The following is a 17691-nucleotide window of genomic DNA, read 5'->3' as shown; positions in this document are numbered from 1 at the left end:
CTACTTCTTGTAAGGGATACCCTCAGCGGCGGGCGCACGGGACTGGCCCACGAGGCCCGCCACCGCAAAGATCGTCGCGAGGTACGGGAACATCGCCAGGAACTGCGAGGGGATGTCAGAGCCGATGATGCCCAGTTGCACGCGAAGCGCGTCAGCAAAGCCGAACAGCAACGCCGCAGCCAGCGCTCCCTTGGGGCTCCACTTGCCCAGGATCATCGCGGCCAAGGCGATATAGCCCTTACCGGCCGTCATCTCCTTGCCGAACGCAAGTCCGGAGGCGACCGTGAAGAAGGCACCACCCAGACCGGCAATCGCGCCACCGAGCACGGTGTTGCGCACGCGGGTGCGGTTGACCTTGATGCCCACGGTGTCGGCGGCCTTGGGGTGCTCGCCCACCGCCCGCACACGCAGGCCCCAGCGGGACTTGAACAGCATGATCTGGAACGTGATCACGACCGCGTACATGATGTAGACCAACAAGTTCTGGTCGAACAGCACCGGCCCGATCACAGGGATCTTCGACAGCAGCGGGATGGGCAGATCAGACAACCCCAGGGCCTTGTTGAACTGCGGGTTGTCCGTCATGACCGTCGAGAAGAAGAACCCCGTGAGGCCCACGACGAGCATGTTGAGCACCACGCCCACCACGATCTGGTTGACCCAGTACTTGGTGGCGAACTTGGCGAGGACCCAACCGACCAACGCGCCAGCGAACGGTGCGGCGATCAGGCCCACGTAGGCGTTGCCCAGCATCGAGGCCATGAGCGCCGCAAAGAACGCGCCCGCGAGCAGCTGCCCCTCGATCGCGATGTTGACGATGCCGGAGCGCTCGCACAGCGTGCCCGCGAGGGCGCCGAAAATCAGCGGAACGGCGAGGAACAGCGCTGAGGTCAGCAGACCGGTGAGCTGGATGGTGGTGTTGTCGCGGCCCGCGCCTGCCCAGGTGAGCAGGGCGCCCATGACGGCCATGCCGTACACGATCGGCAACCAGATGCCGGGCTTGCGGTAGATGTTTGCCAGGTAAGCGGCGTAGCCGGCCAGCGCGAGCGCGATCACCGACAGGACGATCGCGGCGAGCTTCGAGGCGATGGTCAGTGTCGGCAACTGGACAAAGTCCGTGCTCGTGGCGACGGAGAACGTCGTCTCCGCTCCGGTGGGTGTGCCCAGCCCGAACACCACGAGCGAGATCGCGGCGACCACGGCGAGCCCGATCGGACCCTTCCACGACTTGGTACGCAGGACCTCGTCGGGCGCGGAGTCACTGGGCGTCACGGGTTCCATCGTCGGGGCGCTCACGCCGCCACCTCCTTCTCGTGGGCGGGGACCGGCAAGCGGAACATGGATCTCACCAACGGGGGTGCCGCGATGAAGAGCACGATCGTGGCCTGAAGCACAAAGACGATGTCAACAGGGAGGTCGGCGAGCACCTGCAGTGAGGGGCCCGAGGCCTTGAGCCCACCAAAGAGGATCGCGGCGAAGACCGTACCGAGCGGCCGTGAACGGCCGAGCAACGCCACCGTAATCGCATCGAAGCCGATCGACCCGGCCACATCGAGCGTCAGCTCCTTTTCCGTGCCGAGCACCTGGGCGGATCCGGCGAGGCCTGCGAGTGCACCGGCGATCATCATGACCAGCACGGTGCCCTTCGCGACGTTCATGCCCGCGGTGCGCGCGGCCCGTGGGTTAGAACCGACTGCACGGAACTCGAAGCCCAGGGTCGAGCGCTCCATGAGCCACCACACGCCAGCCGCGCACGCGATAGCGAGCACAAAGCCCCAGTGGAGCGAGTACTGGCTTCCAAATATCAGGGGGTACTGCGCGCTCTCCGCCACAGGTGGCGAGTTGGGGTTGTCCTGACCCACCCGCTGGAATGCCTCAAGAGACAGCATGTAGCTCAGCAGGTTCAGGCCGATGTAGTTGAGCATGATCGTGACGATCACCTCATGGGCACCGGTCTTGGCCTTGAGGATGCCAGGAATGAAGCCCCACAGCGCACCGCCGAGGGCGCAACCGAGAACGGCCATGAGCAGGTGCAGGCCGGCGGGCAGATCCCACGCGAAGCCCACCCAGCCGCCAAGTGCGGCACCGATGATGATCTGTCCTTGCGCACCGATGTTGAACAGGCCCGCACGGAAACCGATGCCCAGCCCGAGTCCCGCGAAGATGAGCGGCGTCGCCATGGTCAGCGTCTGCGTGAACGGCTTGATACCAGCGGCGAGCGAGTCAGCGCTGGTGTTGAAGATCGCGCCGCGGAACATCGCCTGGTAGGCACTTGAGATGGCGTCCCACATGGCCGTCAGGGTGTCGGCGGGACGCGAGAAGAAGTACGCGGCGGTCTCCTGGACATCCTCGTCGGCAATGACGACGAGGATCGCGCCGATCACCATCGAAGCGATGATCGCCATGAAGACCACCAGGGCCGAACTCTCGCAGATCTCCCTCAGCACACCCCGCGCGCGGCTAGGGCTTTCCGGCTGGGGCTTGGGCTCGACGGGAGCCTCGGTCGTGGCGCTCATGCCGCCTCCTCCTCGTGCGCGCCGGCCATCATGAGGCCGAGCGTGTCGCGGTCCGTGTCAGGGGGCACGATGTCCACGATCTTGCCGTGGTACATCACGGCGATCCGGTCTGCCAGCGCATACACCTCATCGAGTTCGGAACTGATGATCAGCACCGCGGCTCCCTTGTCGCGCTCTTCGATGATCCGTTTGTGGACAAACTCGATCGATCCCACATCGAGGCCGCGGGTGGGCTGGGACGCGATCAGCAGCTTGAGGTCGCGCGCGAGTTCTCGAGCGAGGACGACCTTCTGCTGGTTGCCACCCGACAAAGAACCCGCCAGGGCCTCGGTCGACGTGGTGCGCACGTCGAACCTCTCGACCTGCTCGGCGGCGTTGCGTGCCACGAAGCCGGTGTCGATCGCACCCGCACGCGAGTACGGCGCCTTGTCGTACAGGTCCAGGATCAGGTTGTTCGTGATCGTGAAGTCCGCGACCACGCCGTCCTCGGTGCGGTCCTCAGGAACAAAGCCCACGCCAGCGTCGAGAACCTGACGGATCGAGCGCCCGGTGACCACCGCATCGTCCAGGAGCACACGTCCCTCGGAGGCGGGCACGATCCCGAGGATGGCCTCGGCCAGTTCCGTCTGGCCGTTGCCCTGGACGCCGGCCACCGCGAGGATCTCGCCTGCGCGTAGCTCGAACGACACCCTGTCCAGGTGCTTGATCGAGGTCGCGGGATCCACGACGGACAGGCCTTCGACCCGCAGCATCGGCTCGCCGGGGGTGGCGTCGTCCTTGGACACGGTCATCGACACGTCGCGTCCCACCATGAGCGAGGCGAGCTGTTCTTGCGAGTCCGTAGGTTCGGCGGTGCCCACGACCTTGCCGCGGCGAATCACGGTGATCTTGTCCGCGATGGCCTTGACCTCGCGAAGCTTGTGAGTGATGAGCACCACTGCGGTACCGGCATCACGCAACTGACCAATGATGGTCAGCAGTTCGTCCGTCTCTTGCGGCGTGAGCACGGCGGTGGGCTCATCGAGGATGAGAACCTTGGCGTCGCGCGACAGCGCCTTGATGATCTCGACACGCTGCTGCGCACCCACCGACAGGTCCTCGATCACTGCATCGGGATCGATGTGGAAGCCAAAGCGGTCAGAGATCTCCATGACCTTGGCACGAGCGGCGCCCAGGTCGAGCATTTTGGCCGGGCCGGTCACCTCTTCGTGACCGAGCATCACCGACTCCGCCACGGTGAAGACCGGGACCAGCATGAAGTGCTGGTGGACCATGCCGATGCCGGCCGCCATGGCGTCGCCGGGCCCGGCAAACACCACGGGCTCATCGTCGAGCAGAATTTGGCCGCCGTCGGCGTCATACAGGCCGAACAGCACATTCATGAGCGTCGACTTGCCCGCGCCGTTCTCTCCCAGCAGCGCGTGGACTGTCCCCTCCTCAACGAGGAGGTCAATCGAGTCGTTCGCCGTGAAGTCTCCGAACTTCTTGGTGATCCCCTGCAGCTCCAGTTTCACGACATCGTCCCTTCCAGCGCCGTCATTGGCGCGGCCGTCTCTCAAGTCAAGCAGAGGGGGCGCACCGCGTCCACGCGGCACGCCCCCTCCCCTGGTGGGGGACAAGCCCCCGGCAATGCTTGGTACTGCTAGATGACGAGTGACTACTCGGCGGCCGAGGCCTCGATGTCACCGGCGATGATGCCCGCCTTGATCGTGTCGAGCTCCGCGAGGACGTCGTCGGAGACGGTGCCCTCGGCGAAGTCGGCCACACCCACACCCTCGTTCTCGAGCGTGCCCACGTAGGGGTCGGTCGAGAAGCCGTCGGTGATGGTGGTCTTGATGGTGTCGAACACCGAGTTGGCGATGTTCTTGAGCACCGACGTGAAGACGATGTCGGCGTAGTCAGGAGCGGTCAGGGTCCAGTCGGAGTCCACACCGATCAGCCACGAGTCGCCAGCGGCCTGGATCGCAGCAGCGGCACCAAGGCCCACGGGTCCGGCCACGGGCATGATGATGTCCGCACCCTGGTCAAGCTGACCCTGGGTGAGGTTCTTGCCTGCGGTCTGGTCCTCGAAGGACTCGGAGAACGAGGTCATACCGAGCACCGAGACGTCGCCGCCGTTCTGCTCGTTGTAGTAGTCGACACCGGCCTGGTAGCCGTCCATGAAGATGGTCACGGACGGGATGTCCATGCCACCGAACGTGCCAACGGTGCCAGAGCCCGTGGCCGATGCGGCCGCGTAGCCGGCGAGGAACGCCGCCTCGTCCGTCTCAAAGGTGATGGGCTTGATGTTCGGAGCGTCGATCTCGCCGTCGTAGTTGTTGTCAGCAAGGTCGTCGATGATCGCGTAGTGCACGTCGGGGTTGGCCAGGGCCGACTCGACGGTCGCGGTGCTCAGCAGGAAGCCCACCGTGATGATGAGGTCACAGCCGGCGTCGACCTGCACTTCGAGGTTGGGGCCAAAGTCAGAGTTGGAGGTCGACTCGGCGGTCGCGATCTCGATACCGAGCTCCGACTCCGCACGCTTCAGGCCCTCGTAGGCGGACTGGTTGAACGACTTGTCGTCGAAGCCGCCCGAGTCGGACACCATGCAGGCCTTGAAGTCGACGGACTCCGCAGGGGTCTCGGTCTCGGTGGCGGTGTTGGTGCCGTCGGTCGCTGCGGGATCTTCCTCAGGAGCGGACGCGCAAGCTGCGAGCAGCAGCGCCGAAGCGGCCGCAACAGCGCCAAGGCGAATCGTGGTCTTCATTGGTGTTGACACCTCACAAGGGTCGAGCCTGATGGATACGCCAGGCGTGTGCGTTCCCACAATGCTACGCACGGTTTGTTACGGGTTTTCGCACGTAGGTTGCGGCTTCGCAACGAAACAGCATCATTTGTGCGGGAATGTGAGATGCGTTACAGATCCACGTCCTTGACACGCTGCGCGGCGGTACGACTGGTGATGAGAATCGCCTCGTCCGTCTCGACGACGACCGCGTCGGCGATCCCCACCACCGCAAGCGGCTTAGAGCCGCCGATCACGGTCAGACCAGGGGAATCGACGGCACTGACAGCAGGCACACGGCCGATGCGCGTCACCCCATCTGCGTCAGGCGTCAGCAGGGTGGCAAGAGAGTCAAAGTCGCCCACGTCGTGCCACGAGAAGGGGCCCGGCACCATCGCGACGCCGCCTGCGGCGGCGACGGGCTCGGCGATCGCGTGGTCGATCGCGATCTTGGTGAGGGTGGGCCAATACTCCGCCAGCGCATCGTCCCTTCCGGGGTCATCCCACGCTGCGGCGATGGCCCGCACGCCCGCTTCGAGCATGGGCTGGAGGCGAGCGAGGTGCCCCAGGAGCACACTCGTCGAGACCACGAACATGCCCGCGTTCCACGCATAGCCACCCTGGGCGAGCATCGCGGCGGCGGTGTCAGGGTCGGGCTTCTCCGTGAACGCCTCCACAGCGAAAGCGCCGGGTGCATCCGCGAGCGGCTCGCCCGCCTGGATGTATCCGAAGGCGCTCGACGGTTCGGTGGGCTCAATGCCGATCGTGACAACCTTGCCGGTGCGGGCCGCCTGGATGGCGGTCACCACCACCGCCCGGAAGGCCTCCCCGTCGGGAATGACGTGGTCAGCCGCAAACGAGCCCATGATCTGTTCCCCGTGGCGGGCCTCGATGATCGCGGCCGCGAGCGCGATGGCAGCCATCGAATCGCGCGGCGAGGGCTCGGCGACCACGTTGCCAGCCGGCACCTGCGGCACCTGCTCAGCGACCGCATCGGCGTGGCGCGCGCCGGTGACGATCATCACCTCGGCCCCGAGCGGTTCTAGGCGGGCGACGGTGTCCTGGATGAGCGTCGATCCCGTGCCCAACAAGTCGATCAGGAACTTGGGTCGCTCGGGACGCGACATGGGCCACAGCCGCGAGCCCACTCCCCCGGCCGGAATCACGGGATAGAAGTCATCGATGCGTGCGGCGAGGATGGATTCTGAGGTCACGGTGACCACATTAGGATGGTCACGCCGCTGGTAGGCAACTCAAAGGAGAATCCGTGTCCCCCGCACCTACCCTGTACCGAGGCCGTGAAGGCATGTGGATGTGGGTCGTGCATCGCGCGACCGGCGTGGCAATCTTCTTCTTCCTGGTAGTGCACGTGCTCGACACGTCGCTCGTGCGCATCTCCCCCGAGGCTTACAACGAGGTCATCGGCTCCTACAAGACCCCGATCTACGGGCTCATCGAAGCCGGTCTGGTGGCGGCCATCATCTTGCACGCCGTCAACGGCCTGCGGATCATCGCGGTCGACCGTTGGACCTGGGCTTTGCGTCACCAGCGCCTGCTCGTGTGGGTCGTGTGGGGCATCTTCGCGATCATGATGGCCGGGTTCCTGCCCCGCCATCTGGGCTTCGTGTTTGGGGGCGGCCACTGATGACCGCCGCTGACCTGCCCGCATCCCAGCTGCCCGCGCCTCGCAAACGCCCCGCCAACCTGCGCACCCTCGGTCGCGCGGAGCGGTGGTCGTGGATCTTCCAGCGCGTCTCCGGCGTGATCCTGATCGTGCTGATCTTCACCCACCTGTTCATCAACCTGCTGACGGGCGACGGCGTGAGCCAGATCGACTTCGCCTTTGTCGCGGGCAAGTGGGCTCATCCGCTGTGGCGCGTGTGGGACTTGACCATGCTGGTGCTCGCGATGGCACACGGCACCAACGGCATGCGCATGATCGTCAACGACTACGCGACCCGGCCGTTCCTCAAGTCCGTGCTTCACTGGGCTTTGCGTTTGTCGATGATCATCATCATCGTGTTGGGATCGCTCGTGATCTTCACGTTTGATCCCTGTCCCGTCGACGCCGCAGGCGAGTTGCTGCACGGCGTCCCGAGTTTCTGTGAAGGTGTGGTCCCATGACCGAGCACGAGTACGACGTCGTCATCGTAGGAGCCGGTGGCGCAGGCATGCGTGCCGCGCTCGAGAGCTCCCAGCGTGCGCGTACCGCGGTGCTGACCAAGCTCTACCCCACGCGCTCCCACACGGGTGCGGCGCAGGGCGGCATGGCCGCGGCCCTGGCCAACGTCGAGGACGACAACGCCGAATGGCACACCTTCGACACCGTCAAGGGTGGCGACTACCTGGTAGACCAGGACGCGGCCGAGATCCTGTGCAACGAGGCGATCGACGCGGTCCTGGACCTCGAGAAGATGGGCTTGCCGTTCAACCGCACCACCGCGGGCACGGTCGACCAGCGCCGCTTTGGCGGTCACACCCGCAACCACGGCGAGGCCGCCGTGCGTCGCGCCTGCTACGCCGCTGACCGCACCGGTCACATGATTCTGCAGACCCTCTACCAACAGTGCATCAAGCAAGAGGTGGAGTTCTTCAACGAGTTCTACGTGCTCGACCTGCTGCTCGACGGCGACCCCCAGGCGGCGGCAGACGGTGACGAGGTCTCGGTGACCGGCGTGGTGGCCTATCAGCTGTCGACCGGAGAGATCCACACCTTCCGGGCCAAGTCGGTCATTTTCGCCACTGGTGGTGCGGGCAAGGTCTTCAAGACCACGTCCAACGCGCACACGCTGACGGGTGACGGCATGGCGATCGCGCTGCGCGCCGGCCTGCCGCTCGAGGACATGGAGTTCTTCCAGTTCCACCCGACAGGCCTGGCGGGCCTTGGCATCCTGCTGTCCGAGGCGGCCCGCGGCGAGGGTGGCATCCTGCGCAACTCCGACGGCGAGCGCTTCATGGAGCGTTACGCCCCCACCATCAAGGACCTCGCGCCGCGAGACATGGTGGCGCGTGCGATGGCCAACGAGGTGCGCGAGGGTCGCGGCTGCGGCCCTCACCAGGACTACGTCCTGCTTGACCTCACACACCTTGAGCCCAAGCACATTGACGAGAAGCTGCCCGACATCACGGAGTTCGCCCGCACGTACCTGGGCGTCGAGCCGTACACGGAGCCCGTCCCCGTGTACCCCACCGCGCACTACGCGATGGGCGGCATCCCCACTACGGTGCAGGGCGAAGTGCTGCGCAACAACACCGACGTGGTCAAGGGCCTGTACGCCGCGGGCGAGTGTGCGTGTGTGTCCGTCCACGGCGCCAACCGCCTGGGCACCAACTCGCTGCTCGACATCAACGTCTTTGGGCGTCGCGCCGGCATTGCTGCCGCCGAGTACGCGGCCACCGTCGAGACCGCTCCCACCCTTGCGGCCGATGCGTCGGCTCGGGTGGAATCCATCGTCGCCTCGCTGCGGGAGACGGTCGGGAGCGACAAGACCGAACGCGTCGCCCAGATCCGCAAGGAGCTCCAGGAAACCATGGACCGCAACGTCCAGGTGTTCCGCACCGGGGACTCGCTTGATGAGGCCGCTGGAGTGGTCAAGGAGCTGCGGGCGCGGTTCGAGTCCGTCGCCATCCACGACCGTGGCACGCGGTTCAACACGGACCTGCTCGAGGCCGTCGAACTGGCCTTCCTGCTCGAACTGGCCGAGGTCGTCATCGCGGGCGCCGCCCGCCGCGAGGAAAGCCGCGGCGGCCACTACCGCGAGGACTTCCCCACGCGCGATGATGAGAAGTTCATGAAGCACACCATGGCCTACTCGACGGCCGACGGCATACGCCTGGACTGGAAGCCCGTCGTGGTGACCAAGTACCAGCCCATGGAACGCAAGTACTAGGAGGGATGGACATGACTGCGACGGCTCAGACCGCCGGCGAGGTGGGCGCCATCCCCTCGATGACGGTGACCATCAAGATTCTGCGTCACGACCCTGACGGGCTCGATGGGCGCGCTCCTGGTACCGAGTACTGGCAGGAGTTCCAGATCGAGGCGCACGCGACGGACCGCGTGCTCGACGCCCTTCACAAGATCAAGTGGGAGCAGGACGGATCGCTCGCCTTCCGTCGCTCGTGCGCGCACGGCGTGTGCGGCTCGGACGCGATGCGCATCAATGCGCGCAATCGCCTGGCCTGCAAGACCCTGCTCAAGGACCTCAACCCGGCCCGTCCCATCACCGTCGAGCCCATCAAGGGCCTGCCGGTCGAGAAGGACCTGATCGTGGACATGGAGCCGTTCTTCGCCTCCTACCGCGAGATCATGCCGTTCCTCATCACCTCGGGTCCCACGCCTCAGCGCGAGCGCCTGCAGTCGCCCGAAGACCGCGAGAAGTTCGACGACACCACCAAGTGCATCCTGTGTGCAGCGTGCACCACGAGCTGCCCGGTGTTTTGGACTGACGGCCAGTACTTTGGCCCACAGGCCATCGTCGGTGCTCACCGGTTCATCTTCGACTCGCGCGACGAGGGCGAATGGGACCGGCTCGAGATCCTCAACGACAAGGCCGGCGTGTGGAAGTGCCGCACTGCCTTCAACTGCACCGAGGCGTGCCCGCGCGGCATCGAGGTCACCAAGGCGATCTCCGAGGTCAAGCGGGCCCTCACGACCGGCGAGGTCTAGGGCTTCAGGCGATGACAGGTCGTGCTGGTCGCGGCCCTGCAGAGGATCCCGTGGATGACAGTCACGGGATCCCACGCGATGTCCTTGACCGGATTGGCGACCGCTGGTCGATCGCGATCATGCGCGCGCTCCAGCACCATGGCGACCTTCGTTTTGGTCAGTTGCAGCGCCACCTTGGCGGGATCTCGAAGAAGGTGCTGACGGAGAGCCTGCGGACGGTGGAGCGCGATGGCATGGTCACGCGCACGGTCTACGACGAGGTGCCCGTCCGCGTGGTCTATGCCGCCACGCCCCTGGGCCTCAGCAGCCTCGAGCCCATTGATGTGTTGGTGGAATGGTCACACCGCCACCTTGCCGAGGTGGAGCGGGCCCGCCTGGCCTACGACGAGGCTCACGACCAACGGTGAGGCACGCACAGACGTGAGCACGTACACCCGGGTCGTCCGTGCTCACGTCTGCAGACGAGCTACTGCCAGGTAGCGGCGCAGTCCTCGAGGATGTCGCGTGCGGTCAGTCCTCCACGTCCGGTCAGGCGAGTGAGGTCGTCGCTGTAGTTGTCCAGCAGTCCGTCGCGAATGGCTGCCTCGTTCGTGACGATGTCCTCGCTGCACCACGGGTAGGGAGAGCGCGAGAAGTCACCGGTTGCCTTGCGCGGGATGAACAGCGAGTCGTAGTAGGCGTAAAGGTCCTCTTCGGTCATCGGCGTGTAGTCGATCGCGACACCGGAACGCTCGGAGACGATCTCGCACAGGTCGCGGATCGAGACCCGCTCACTTCCTGTGATGTCCCAGGCGGTGCAGGGCTCTGCCTTGCCCAGCAGCAGCGCCGCCGCGGCCGCCGCGCAGTCGGCCTTCGCCACGGGGTAGCAGGGGTGGTCTCCCGCGCACGTGCGCCACTTGCCTTCCGCCATTGCCACCTGCGCGAAGGCAGCCAGGTAGTTCTCGAGGTAGAGGTTGAAGCGGAAGACGTTCCAGGTCAGCCCCGACGTCTTGAGGTACTCCTCCGTGGCGTGGTGGTCGATGATCACCACCTGCTCGTCGTTGGCCTCGCCGGCACCGTAACCGGACGAATACACAATCCGCGGCACTCCTGCAGCCTTGAAGGCGTCGATGACATTGCGGTGCTGCTGTTGACGCACCTCACCTACGGTCATGGACGAGACCATGAACCCCGCATCGGCTCCGCGGAAGGCCTGCGTCATCTGCTCGACGTCGTCGTAGTTCGCGGGGCGAATCTGCGCGCCCGCTGCCTCCCAGCGTTCTCGAGATGGCGCGGGGATGCGCTCGGGGAAGGGGCTCGTGAGGATCAGTTCGTCCCCGGGCACCTGGTCGAGGACCATGTCCACGACCAAGCCGCACAGCTTTCCGTCAACTCCAGTGATGAGGTACATGTGTCAGGCTCCTTCGGTTGCTCCCCCCGAGAGGATTCCCGATCACCGTATGCCTGCCCCGTGCGGTTACTTCAACGTGCCCAGGGCCGCGTTTCTAGTCGAAGAGCCCGCGGTCAGGGTCGCAGTAGAACTGGTCTACGGGAAGGCCCCGGCCACCGCAGCTCTCGCCAAAAGCCTCGTAGCCCGATCCACTTGGCGATTCGAAATAGAGGTCGTCACACGCGACGTCGCTGCCTGCCTCGCACTGGTCCCACAGGCCATCCAGGTAGGCGTTGTCGCCGTAGGAGTCCCCGTTCTCGTATACCCCGGACTCCAGGTCGTCGAGCTCGTTGATCACCCGCGCACCGGCCCAGATCAACAGCCCCACGACGATGGTGCCCACGACACCGATGATGAGGCCTGCGATCGCCATCCCGCGGCCCTTGCGCTGGCCGCCAGAGGTGCGGTTGATGCCGATGATGCCCAGGACGACGGCGACCGGACCGAACCCGACCAGACTCGTGACGAGCGCGGCGATCGAGACGCCGTCAGTGGTCGCTACCGGTGGGTAGCCGTAACCGTATCCAGCCTGGGGTGGCGGCGGGTACGCCGGCTGCGCATACGCGGGCTGCTGGGAAAAACCCGTGGGCGCCGGATAGTCGTGCGACGCGGGGGAAGGGTACCCCTGTGTGTCGGAGCTGCCGTAGGTGTTGACCTGGTACGCAGGCTCGGGCGGCAGCGGTGGCGCGACCGGCTGCTGGGGTGCAGGGACATACCCAGGAGTGTCAGGGGTGCTCTTGAACGGATCTTCGGTGCTCATGGGTGTGTCTCTCCCCCGGTCGTCGATGTGGCGGTCTCAGCGTGGACTCTAGCGCCCAAGGTCCCGCTCCGAAAGCCCGCCATGGCGAAACTCACCCCGGGTGCCGCACACGCGGGTGGACTCAGCGCGCGGGGTGCTCGCCGCGCCGACGGCCCGTCGCGCGACGAGTGGTGACCGAGGCGTGGTCACGCCGTGGCGGGGTGTCGAGTGCCTCGTGTTCGACCCCTCCCAGACCGCCGCCCGATGCCCCCAGCCAGGCAGAAGCGACCAGCAGGATCCGAGCCGTGAAGTCCACGAAGATCAGCAACGCCAGCACCGCGGCAAAGGGGGCGAGCACGGCATTGGATGAGGCCGACGACACGAAGTAGCCCGACGCCTGCTGGAGCACGGCAAACGCGATCGCGGTGACGAAGATGGTGATCAGCAGTACCTTGAGGCGTACCTTGGCTTGCCCCAGCACGACGAAGACGACCGCGGCGAACATCGCGTTCGCGAGCACGCCTGCGGTGATCGCCGCGAGCCTCACGAGCACCTCGCTCACACCGCCAGCTCCGAGCAGTCCCGCGGCCCAGCTCGCGAGCACGCCGCCGATGAACTGGAGTGCCACCGCCAGCACGGCGATCAGCGCGAGCGCGAAGAGAGCAATGAAGTCGCCGAGCGTGCCAGGAATCTTGGTCCCCGCTGCATCGCCAAGCATGCTCTTCACGCCGCCGCGCAGCCCACGCATGTAGCGGGTCGCGGTGAACAGCAAGACACCGAGCGAGATCAGGCCCAGGACGCCCGTGAAGGACGTGGGCTGGATCGCGTCTGGGTCCACCAACCCGGTCTGGCCGTCGACAGAAAAGATGCCAGGAACCGCGTCCGCGACGAACTCGATGACCGCGTCGCGATAGTCGTCATTGCCGACCACGACATACGACGCCACCGACACCGCGAGGACTACCGCAGACGCGATCGACGCCAACGAGTAGTACGCGATGCCGCCCGCGAGCACGTTGCCGTTGTAGTCGATGAAGCGCTGGCCCGCGCGACCAATGGGGGTGGTCAACAGCCACTTTGAGTAGTGCTTACCGCGCGCCGCCTGACGCCGGGCAGCGTTCTGTGCCCGGTTCCACGTGGACGGCGCGTTGCTCATCGTCTCCCAGCCGCCGGCACCAAGCCGACTCGGTCGTACAGTCGTGCGAGGGTCTGCCCGGCAATACCGCGCGCCTTGGCTGCACCCTCTTCCAGTACCGAGTCCAACCGCTCGGGGGACTCGATCCATTCCATCGCGTTGTCGCGGATGGGCGTGAGGTACTCGACGACGACATCCGCGAGGTCCACCTTGAGGTGGCCGTACATCTTGCCCTCGTAGTCCGCGACCAGTTGCTCCACCGAACGGCCGTCGAGCGCCGAGTAGATCGTCAACAGGTTCGAGATGCCGGGCTTGGCCTCGCGGTCGAAGGCGATCACCGAGTCGGAGTCGGTCGCAGCGGACTTGATGTTCTTGGCCACCTGCTTGGGGTCCTGAAGAATCTCGATGGTGCCTTTGGGGCTGGTCGCCGTCTTCGACATCTTCTTGGTGGGTTCCTGAAGGTCGTAGATCTTCGCCACCGCCTTGACGATGTGCGCGTCCGGCACGACGACGGAGCCCTCGCCCAAGCGGGTGTTGAGGCGCTCAGCGAGGTCGCGCGACAGCTCAAGGTGTTGGCGCTGATCCTCGCCCACGGGCACCAGGTCCGTGTCGTACAGCAGGATGTCGGCGGCCATCAGGATTGGGTACGTGAACAGACCCACGTTGGTGCCTGCCTCTCCCACCTTCGCGGACTTGTCCTTGAATTGGGTCATGCGGCCGGCCTCGCCCATGCCCGTATAGGTGCTCAGCAACCATGCGAGCTCCGCGTGCTCGGGCACGTGGGACTGCACAAACACGAGCGACCGCTCGGGGTCCACCCCGGCGGCGAGGTACTGCGCTGCCGTCACGCGCGTGCGACGACGCAGCGTCTCGGGCTCTGGCGTGACAGTGAGCGCGTGGAGGTCGACCACGCTGTAGATGGCCTCGTGCGTGTCCTGCAGCTTGACCCACTGCACCAGCGCGCCCAAGTAATTGCCAAGCTGCAGGGAGTCTGAGGTGGGCTGCATAGCCGAAAACACGCGGGGTTTCATACCCCCATCATTCCGTACTCGCCAGCGCGACCCAACCCGCGCATCGGCCATCCCGCGAAGGCTCCCGCTCGAACAGCGCACCACTCGCGCCACGACACTCCGGCGGTGGCGCCACCACGGCGGTTCAACGGCGGCGTGTCACACCTGACCTGGTTCGCAGTTCACGGACGAGAGCGTGCGGCATGTTTCGGCAACCGGCCGATGCGCGCAAGGCCTTCGCTCAGGTCGCGTCGGGATCGTACGGGGCGGCTCCCGGGGTGACGGCCTGCGGTGCCGCGTGCCTGGTGGCGGCCGCAGGAGCGGCCGCCACCGGCGTCGAAGGCTCGGCCAGAGCCTCGCGGACAATCCGACGCGGATCGTACTGACGCGGGTCGTACTGCTTCCAGTCGACCTCGTCACCCATCTCCGCCTTGATCTTGTCCTTGTTCTGGGTCACGAGGTCGCGTGCGGCGACCACCCAGTCGCGGAACTGCTTGGCGTATGCGGGCATGCGCTCGGGACCGACCACGAGGATCGCCACGAGAACGATGACCAGGAATTCCCAGCCGTTGATGCCCAACATGGTGCTTATTCTTCCGGTTGCGGCTCGGTGGTGTTGTACACGACCTCGGAGCTGTCGTCTAGCACGACGGTCAGTTCCAGTTCCTGGCCATCGCGTTCGACGGACAGGACCACCTGGTCGCCGACTGCCTTGGCGCGGATCGCGACAATGAGCTCATCCGACTGGGTGATGGGACGACCGTCGATACCAGTGATGATGTCGCCAGGCAGGATTCCTGCGTCGTCACCGGGGCCGCCCTCGACCACGCCGCGGGAGTCGTCGAGGACCTGCACGCCTTCGCCGACGTAGCCGTTCGCGAGCTGCACGCCGATCACGGGGTACGTCGCAGTGCCGGTCTCGATGAGTTGCTCCGCCGTGCGCTTGGCCTGGTTCGAGTTAATCGCGAAGCCAAGGCCGATCGAACCGGTAGTCGACGTCGAGTTCGACAGGGTGGCGATCGCGGAGTTGATGCCGATCACTTCGCCCTTGGCGTTCAGCAGCGGTCCGCCGGAGTTGCCGGGGTTGATCGCGGCGTCCGTCTGGATGGCGTCGATGTAGGCCTGCGACTGGAGGTCGCCGGCGGTCACAGGCCGGTGGGTCGCGGACACGATGCCGGTGGTCACGGTGCCTTCGAGGCCCAGCGGGGAGCCCACGGCGATGGTCGCGTCGCCTACCACCACGTCGTCGGAGTCGGCGAAGGTCACCGGGGCCAGGCCGTCCGCGTCGATGTGCAGGACGGCGATGTCGTAGGCGGTCGTGGCACCGACGAGCTCGGCATCGAACTCCGAGCCGTCGGACATGGTCACGGTCAAGCCATCCGCACCCTCGACCACGTGGTTGTTCGTGAGGATGTAGCCGTCCTCGCGCATGACGAAGCCCGAACCTGTGGAGGCGGGAACGCCGTTCACCGAAGCCTCAATCGACACGACCGAGGGCATGACGGAAGCGGCCACCGCGGCGATGGAACCCTCTTCCCGCGGGACGGGGTCGCCGGTCGCGACGTTGACGGAGGGCGCACCGTCGAGGAACTCGTCGTAGATCCAGGCACCGCCAAGACCCGCGCCTGTGCCCACGATGAGCGAGGCAAGAAGGATCAGCGCCACGGTCGACTTGCGCACCTTGCCCACGGGGCGTTCAGCTTGAGGGGGCTCGGCGGGAGGCTCGTAGCCAGTCGCGTCGTGCGCTGGCTCACCCGTGCGGATCACGCCGTCCGAGCCCGCAATGAAGGCCGCGCCGTGGGGAAGCGGCTGCGTGGCGTTGAGATCGGGGTGGGAGCCCTCGTTGACGGGCTGCTGCGGCTGCTGCGGCTCGTACTGCGGCTGCTGCGACTGCTGCGGCGGCTGCGGGTTCGAGGCGGAGCCCGGAGGGGCAAACGACTGGTCAGACAAAGGACGCTCCTTTAGGGATCGGGGGTCATCAGGTCCGCGATCTCGCCGAGTCCATCGGCCACGCGTCCCACAAAGGTCGGCTCGTCGTCGGCGGGGAAGGCCACGGCCACCGACTCCAAGGTTGCTGCCGCGCAGGTGCACGACAAGGAGATCACCACATCTCCTGTTTGCCATACCAACTGACGGGGCCAGTCGCTGATGAGGTACCCGGGCGCGTGACCAAGGTCCACGCTCGGGTAATACTCAGCGACCAGCGGCGAAAGCTGGCCATGTTGTTGCGTGACGACCAACTGCTCGAGGCCCGCTAACAGCGACGCTACCAGGACGTTGTCACCCGTCCGCGCGCGCACGACCGTCGCTTCGACCGGGGTGAGTCCGGTGGCTTCCCAGTTGGGGTGAACCCAGCTGCGCAGCGCGTCACCTGATCGCATGCTCTGAGCACCGACCTGCATCACCTCGGCCGAGGCGCCGACCACCGTGCCCGTTTCAGCGAACTCGAGCCCCACCTCGTCGGGCTCGCCCACGATGTAGCCGGCCGAGACGACGATGCCGAGAATCGCGATGACCGCCACCACAGTCACCAGTGGACTGCGTCCCCGGGGACGTGCCGCACGTGCGCGCTCGGGAGTCTCGTCGCGCGCAATCTGTGCCATGCGCTCGCGGTCGAGCAACTGCTGAGCGAACCGTAGATCGATGCCCGCTTCCGACGTCTTGAGCGCCTCCCGCGTGGCACGCAGCTCGTCCCAACGACTCTTGCACTGCGCGCACGAGGCCATGTGCTCCATGGCCTGGGCTGCGCGAGCCGCGCTCAGACGGTTGTCGAGCAGGTCGTGGATGCTGTCACCGAGGTGGTGTTCTGTCACACCCCACCTCGCACCGGCGCGCGGTGAGCCAGAGACTCACGGAGCTTCGCGCGGGCGCGAGAAAGTCGGGAGCGGACAGTGCCCATCTTGATGCCGAGCGTGGCGGCGATCTCCTCGTACGACAGTCCCTCGATGTCGCTCAACACGACCGCGGCCCGGTACTCGGGCTGGAGGTCGGCGAGTGCGGCGATGATGTCATCGCCCAGGTGGGACATGTCGAACGCGTCTTCCGGCTGGCCCGACCGCTCGTGGCGGTCAAAGCTGTCGGAGGTGGCGACGGCGGCGTCATCATCGGCCATGAAGTCGAAACGAATGCGCTTCTTGCGGCGCATGCGGTCCAGGAACAGGTTGGTCGTGATGCGGTGCAGCCAGCCCTCGAACGTTCCGGGCTTGTACTGCGACAGCGAGTTGAACACGCGGATGAAGACGTCCTGCGTGAGGTCCTCGGCGTCGTGCTGGTTGCCGGTGAGGTGATAGGCGAGCCGGTAGACCCGGCCCGAGTGCTCCTCGACGATCCGCTCCCACGTCAACTCGGGGGATGCGTTGTCGGACGTGAAAGCGGCAGGCTCAATCGCGTTGCTATCGACGGGTTGCGTCATGTGCTGTGCCTCCTCCA

At 65.9% G+C, this 17691-nt stretch carries 18 protein-coding genes; 5 read left to right on the top strand and 13 right to left on the bottom strand.

Annotated features, from left to right (window positions below):
• The 5 genes from ACK5NO_RS09195 to ACK5NO_RS09175 form a co-directional block, all read right to left on the bottom strand.
• Entirely contained in the window at positions 1–1296 is a 1296-nt protein-coding gene (locus ACK5NO_RS09195) for an ABC transporter permease (protein WP_416812373.1), read from the bottom strand.
• Positions 1293–2516 carry an ABC transporter permease gene (locus ACK5NO_RS09190; protein WP_416812372.1) on the bottom strand — a complete coding sequence of 408 codons (1224 nt, stop codon included), beginning with the start codon at positions 2514–2516 and terminating at the stop codon, positions 1293–1295. The genes ACK5NO_RS09195 and ACK5NO_RS09190 overlap by 4 nt, the downstream gene beginning before the upstream one ends.
• The gene (locus ACK5NO_RS09185) at positions 2513–4030 is read right to left on the bottom strand and encodes an ABC transporter ATP-binding protein (RefSeq protein WP_416812371.1); all 1518 of its coding nucleotides are present in this window, start codon (positions 4028–4030) and stop codon (positions 2513–2515) included. The genes ACK5NO_RS09190 and ACK5NO_RS09185 overlap by 4 nt, the downstream gene beginning before the upstream one ends.
• A gap of 143 nt (positions 4031–4173) precedes the next feature.
• On the bottom strand, positions 4174–5262 hold the full coding sequence (locus ACK5NO_RS09180) for a BMP family lipoprotein (RefSeq protein WP_416812370.1): 1089 nt from the start codon (positions 5260–5262) through the stop codon (positions 4174–4176).
• A gap of 149 nt (positions 5263–5411) precedes the next feature.
• Positions 5412–6494: a mannose-1-phosphate guanylyltransferase gene (locus ACK5NO_RS09175; protein ID WP_416812369.1), complete on the bottom strand. Its 1083-nt coding sequence runs from the start codon at positions 6492–6494 to the stop codon at positions 5412–5414.
• A gap of 53 nt (positions 6495–6547) precedes the next feature.
• On the opposite strand from ACK5NO_RS09175, the gene sdhC reads away from it, so the two are divergent.
• Genes sdhC through ACK5NO_RS09150 form a run of 5 tightly spaced genes read left to right on the top strand, consistent with a single transcriptional unit; the run spans position 6548 to position 10356 of the window.
• Positions 6548–6925: a succinate dehydrogenase, cytochrome b556 subunit gene (gene sdhC, locus ACK5NO_RS09170; RefSeq protein ID WP_416812368.1), complete on the top strand. Its 378-nt coding sequence runs from the start codon at positions 6548–6550 to the stop codon at positions 6923–6925.
• Complete coding sequence (locus tag ACK5NO_RS09165; protein ID WP_416812367.1) at positions 6925–7404, top strand: succinate dehydrogenase hydrophobic membrane anchor subunit; 480 nt, start codon at positions 6925–6927, stop codon at positions 7402–7404. The genes sdhC and ACK5NO_RS09165 overlap by 1 nt, the downstream gene beginning before the upstream one ends.
• Positions 7401–9170, top strand: a complete 1770-nt coding sequence (gene sdhA, locus ACK5NO_RS09160) for a succinate dehydrogenase flavoprotein subunit (RefSeq protein WP_416812366.1) — start codon at positions 7401–7403, stop codon at positions 9168–9170. The genes ACK5NO_RS09165 and sdhA overlap by 4 nt, the downstream gene beginning before the upstream one ends.
• Positions 9171–9181: 11 nt before the next feature.
• Complete coding sequence (locus tag ACK5NO_RS09155) at positions 9182–9949, top strand: succinate dehydrogenase iron-sulfur subunit (RefSeq protein ID WP_416812365.1); 768 nt, start codon at positions 9182–9184, stop codon at positions 9947–9949.
• 50 nt (positions 9950–9999) lie between these two features.
• Positions 10000–10356 carry a winged helix-turn-helix transcriptional regulator gene (locus ACK5NO_RS09150; protein WP_416812364.1) on the top strand — a complete coding sequence of 119 codons (357 nt, stop codon included), beginning with the start codon at positions 10000–10002 and terminating at the stop codon, positions 10354–10356.
• Between the two features lie 59 nt (positions 10357–10415).
• Here the strand turns inward: ACK5NO_RS09150 and ACK5NO_RS09145 are convergent, their stop codons facing one another.
• From ACK5NO_RS09145 to sigE, 8 genes are all read right to left on the bottom strand, one after another.
• Positions 10416–11339: an NmrA family NAD(P)-binding protein gene (locus tag ACK5NO_RS09145; protein WP_416812363.1), complete on the bottom strand. Its 924-nt coding sequence runs from the start codon at positions 11337–11339 to the stop codon at positions 10416–10418.
• Positions 11340–11433: 94 nt separating this feature from the next.
• Positions 11434–12138 carry a DUF4190 domain-containing protein gene (locus ACK5NO_RS09140; protein ID WP_416812362.1) on the bottom strand — a complete coding sequence of 235 codons (705 nt, stop codon included), beginning with the start codon at positions 12136–12138 and terminating at the stop codon, positions 11434–11436.
• A 121-nt stretch (positions 12139–12259) separates the two neighbouring features.
• A complete protein-coding gene (locus ACK5NO_RS09135) occupies positions 12260–13273 on the bottom strand; it encodes a YihY/virulence factor BrkB family protein (RefSeq protein WP_416812361.1) in 1014 nt (337 codons plus the stop codon).
• Complete coding sequence (gene trpS, locus ACK5NO_RS09130; RefSeq protein WP_416812360.1) at positions 13270–14283, bottom strand: tryptophan--tRNA ligase; 1014 nt, start codon at positions 14281–14283, stop codon at positions 13270–13272. The genes ACK5NO_RS09135 and trpS overlap by 4 nt, the downstream gene beginning before the upstream one ends.
• A gap of 220 nt (positions 14284–14503) precedes the next feature.
• Positions 14504–14845 carry a hypothetical protein gene (locus ACK5NO_RS09125; RefSeq protein WP_416812359.1) on the bottom strand — a complete coding sequence of 114 codons (342 nt, stop codon included), beginning with the start codon at positions 14843–14845 and terminating at the stop codon, positions 14504–14506.
• Between the two features lie 5 nt (positions 14846–14850).
• A complete protein-coding gene (locus ACK5NO_RS09120; RefSeq protein WP_416812358.1) occupies positions 14851–16212 on the bottom strand; it encodes a S1C family serine protease in 1362 nt (453 codons plus the stop codon).
• 11 nt (positions 16213–16223) lie between these two features.
• Positions 16224–17075: an anti-sigma factor family protein gene (locus tag ACK5NO_RS09115; protein WP_416812357.1), complete on the bottom strand. Its 852-nt coding sequence runs from the start codon at positions 17073–17075 to the stop codon at positions 16224–16226.
• Positions 17072–17674 carry an RNA polymerase sigma factor SigE gene (gene sigE, locus ACK5NO_RS09110; protein ID WP_416812356.1) on the bottom strand — a complete coding sequence of 201 codons (603 nt, stop codon included), beginning with the start codon at positions 17672–17674 and terminating at the stop codon, positions 17072–17074. The genes ACK5NO_RS09115 and sigE overlap by 4 nt, the downstream gene beginning before the upstream one ends.
• Positions 17675–17691: the final 17 nt, after the last annotated feature.

This window comes from Demequina sp. (genome assembly GCF_047975725.1).
Taxonomy (GTDB): domain Bacteria; phylum Actinomycetota; class Actinomycetes; order Actinomycetales; family Demequinaceae; genus Demequina.
Note: the sequence above shows the minus strand (reverse complement) of the source record. Positions and strands in the feature narration are given on the sequence as shown.

Excerpts from the sequence above, each read along its gene's own strand:
- ACK5NO_RS09125 (WP_416812359.1), bottom strand. The coding sequence starts at position 14,845 with ATGTTGGGCATCAACGGCTGGGAATTCCTGGTCATCGTTCTCGTGGCG.
- trpS (WP_416812360.1), bottom strand. The coding sequence starts at position 14,283 with ATGAAACCCCGCGTGTTTTCGGCTATGCAGCCCACCTCAGACTCCCTG.
- ACK5NO_RS09180 (WP_416812370.1), bottom strand. The coding sequence starts at position 5,262 with ATGAAGACCACGATTCGCCTTGGCGCTGTTGCGGCCGCTTCGGCGCTG.
- ACK5NO_RS09145 (WP_416812363.1), bottom strand. The coding sequence starts at position 11,339 with ATGTACCTCATCACTGGAGTTGACGGAAAGCTGTGCGGCTTGGTCGTG.
- ACK5NO_RS09165 (WP_416812367.1), top strand. The coding sequence starts at position 6,925 with ATGACCGCCGCTGACCTGCCCGCATCCCAGCTGCCCGCGCCTCGCAAA.
- ACK5NO_RS09155 (WP_416812365.1), top strand. The coding sequence starts at position 9,182 with ATGACTGCGACGGCTCAGACCGCCGGCGAGGTGGGCGCCATCCCCTCG.
- sigE (WP_416812356.1), bottom strand. The coding sequence starts at position 17,674 with ATGACGCAACCCGTCGATAGCAACGCGATTGAGCCTGCCGCTTTCACG.
- sdhA (WP_416812366.1), top strand. The coding sequence starts at position 7,401 with ATGACCGAGCACGAGTACGACGTCGTCATCGTAGGAGCCGGTGGCGCA.
- ACK5NO_RS09135 (WP_416812361.1), bottom strand. The coding sequence starts at position 13,273 with ATGAGCAACGCGCCGTCCACGTGGAACCGGGCACAGAACGCTGCCCGG.
- ACK5NO_RS09190 (WP_416812372.1), bottom strand. The coding sequence starts at position 2,516 with ATGAGCGCCACGACCGAGGCTCCCGTCGAGCCCAAGCCCCAGCCGGAA.
- ACK5NO_RS09140 (WP_416812362.1), bottom strand. The coding sequence starts at position 12,138 with ATGAGCACCGAAGATCCGTTCAAGAGCACCCCTGACACTCCTGGGTAT.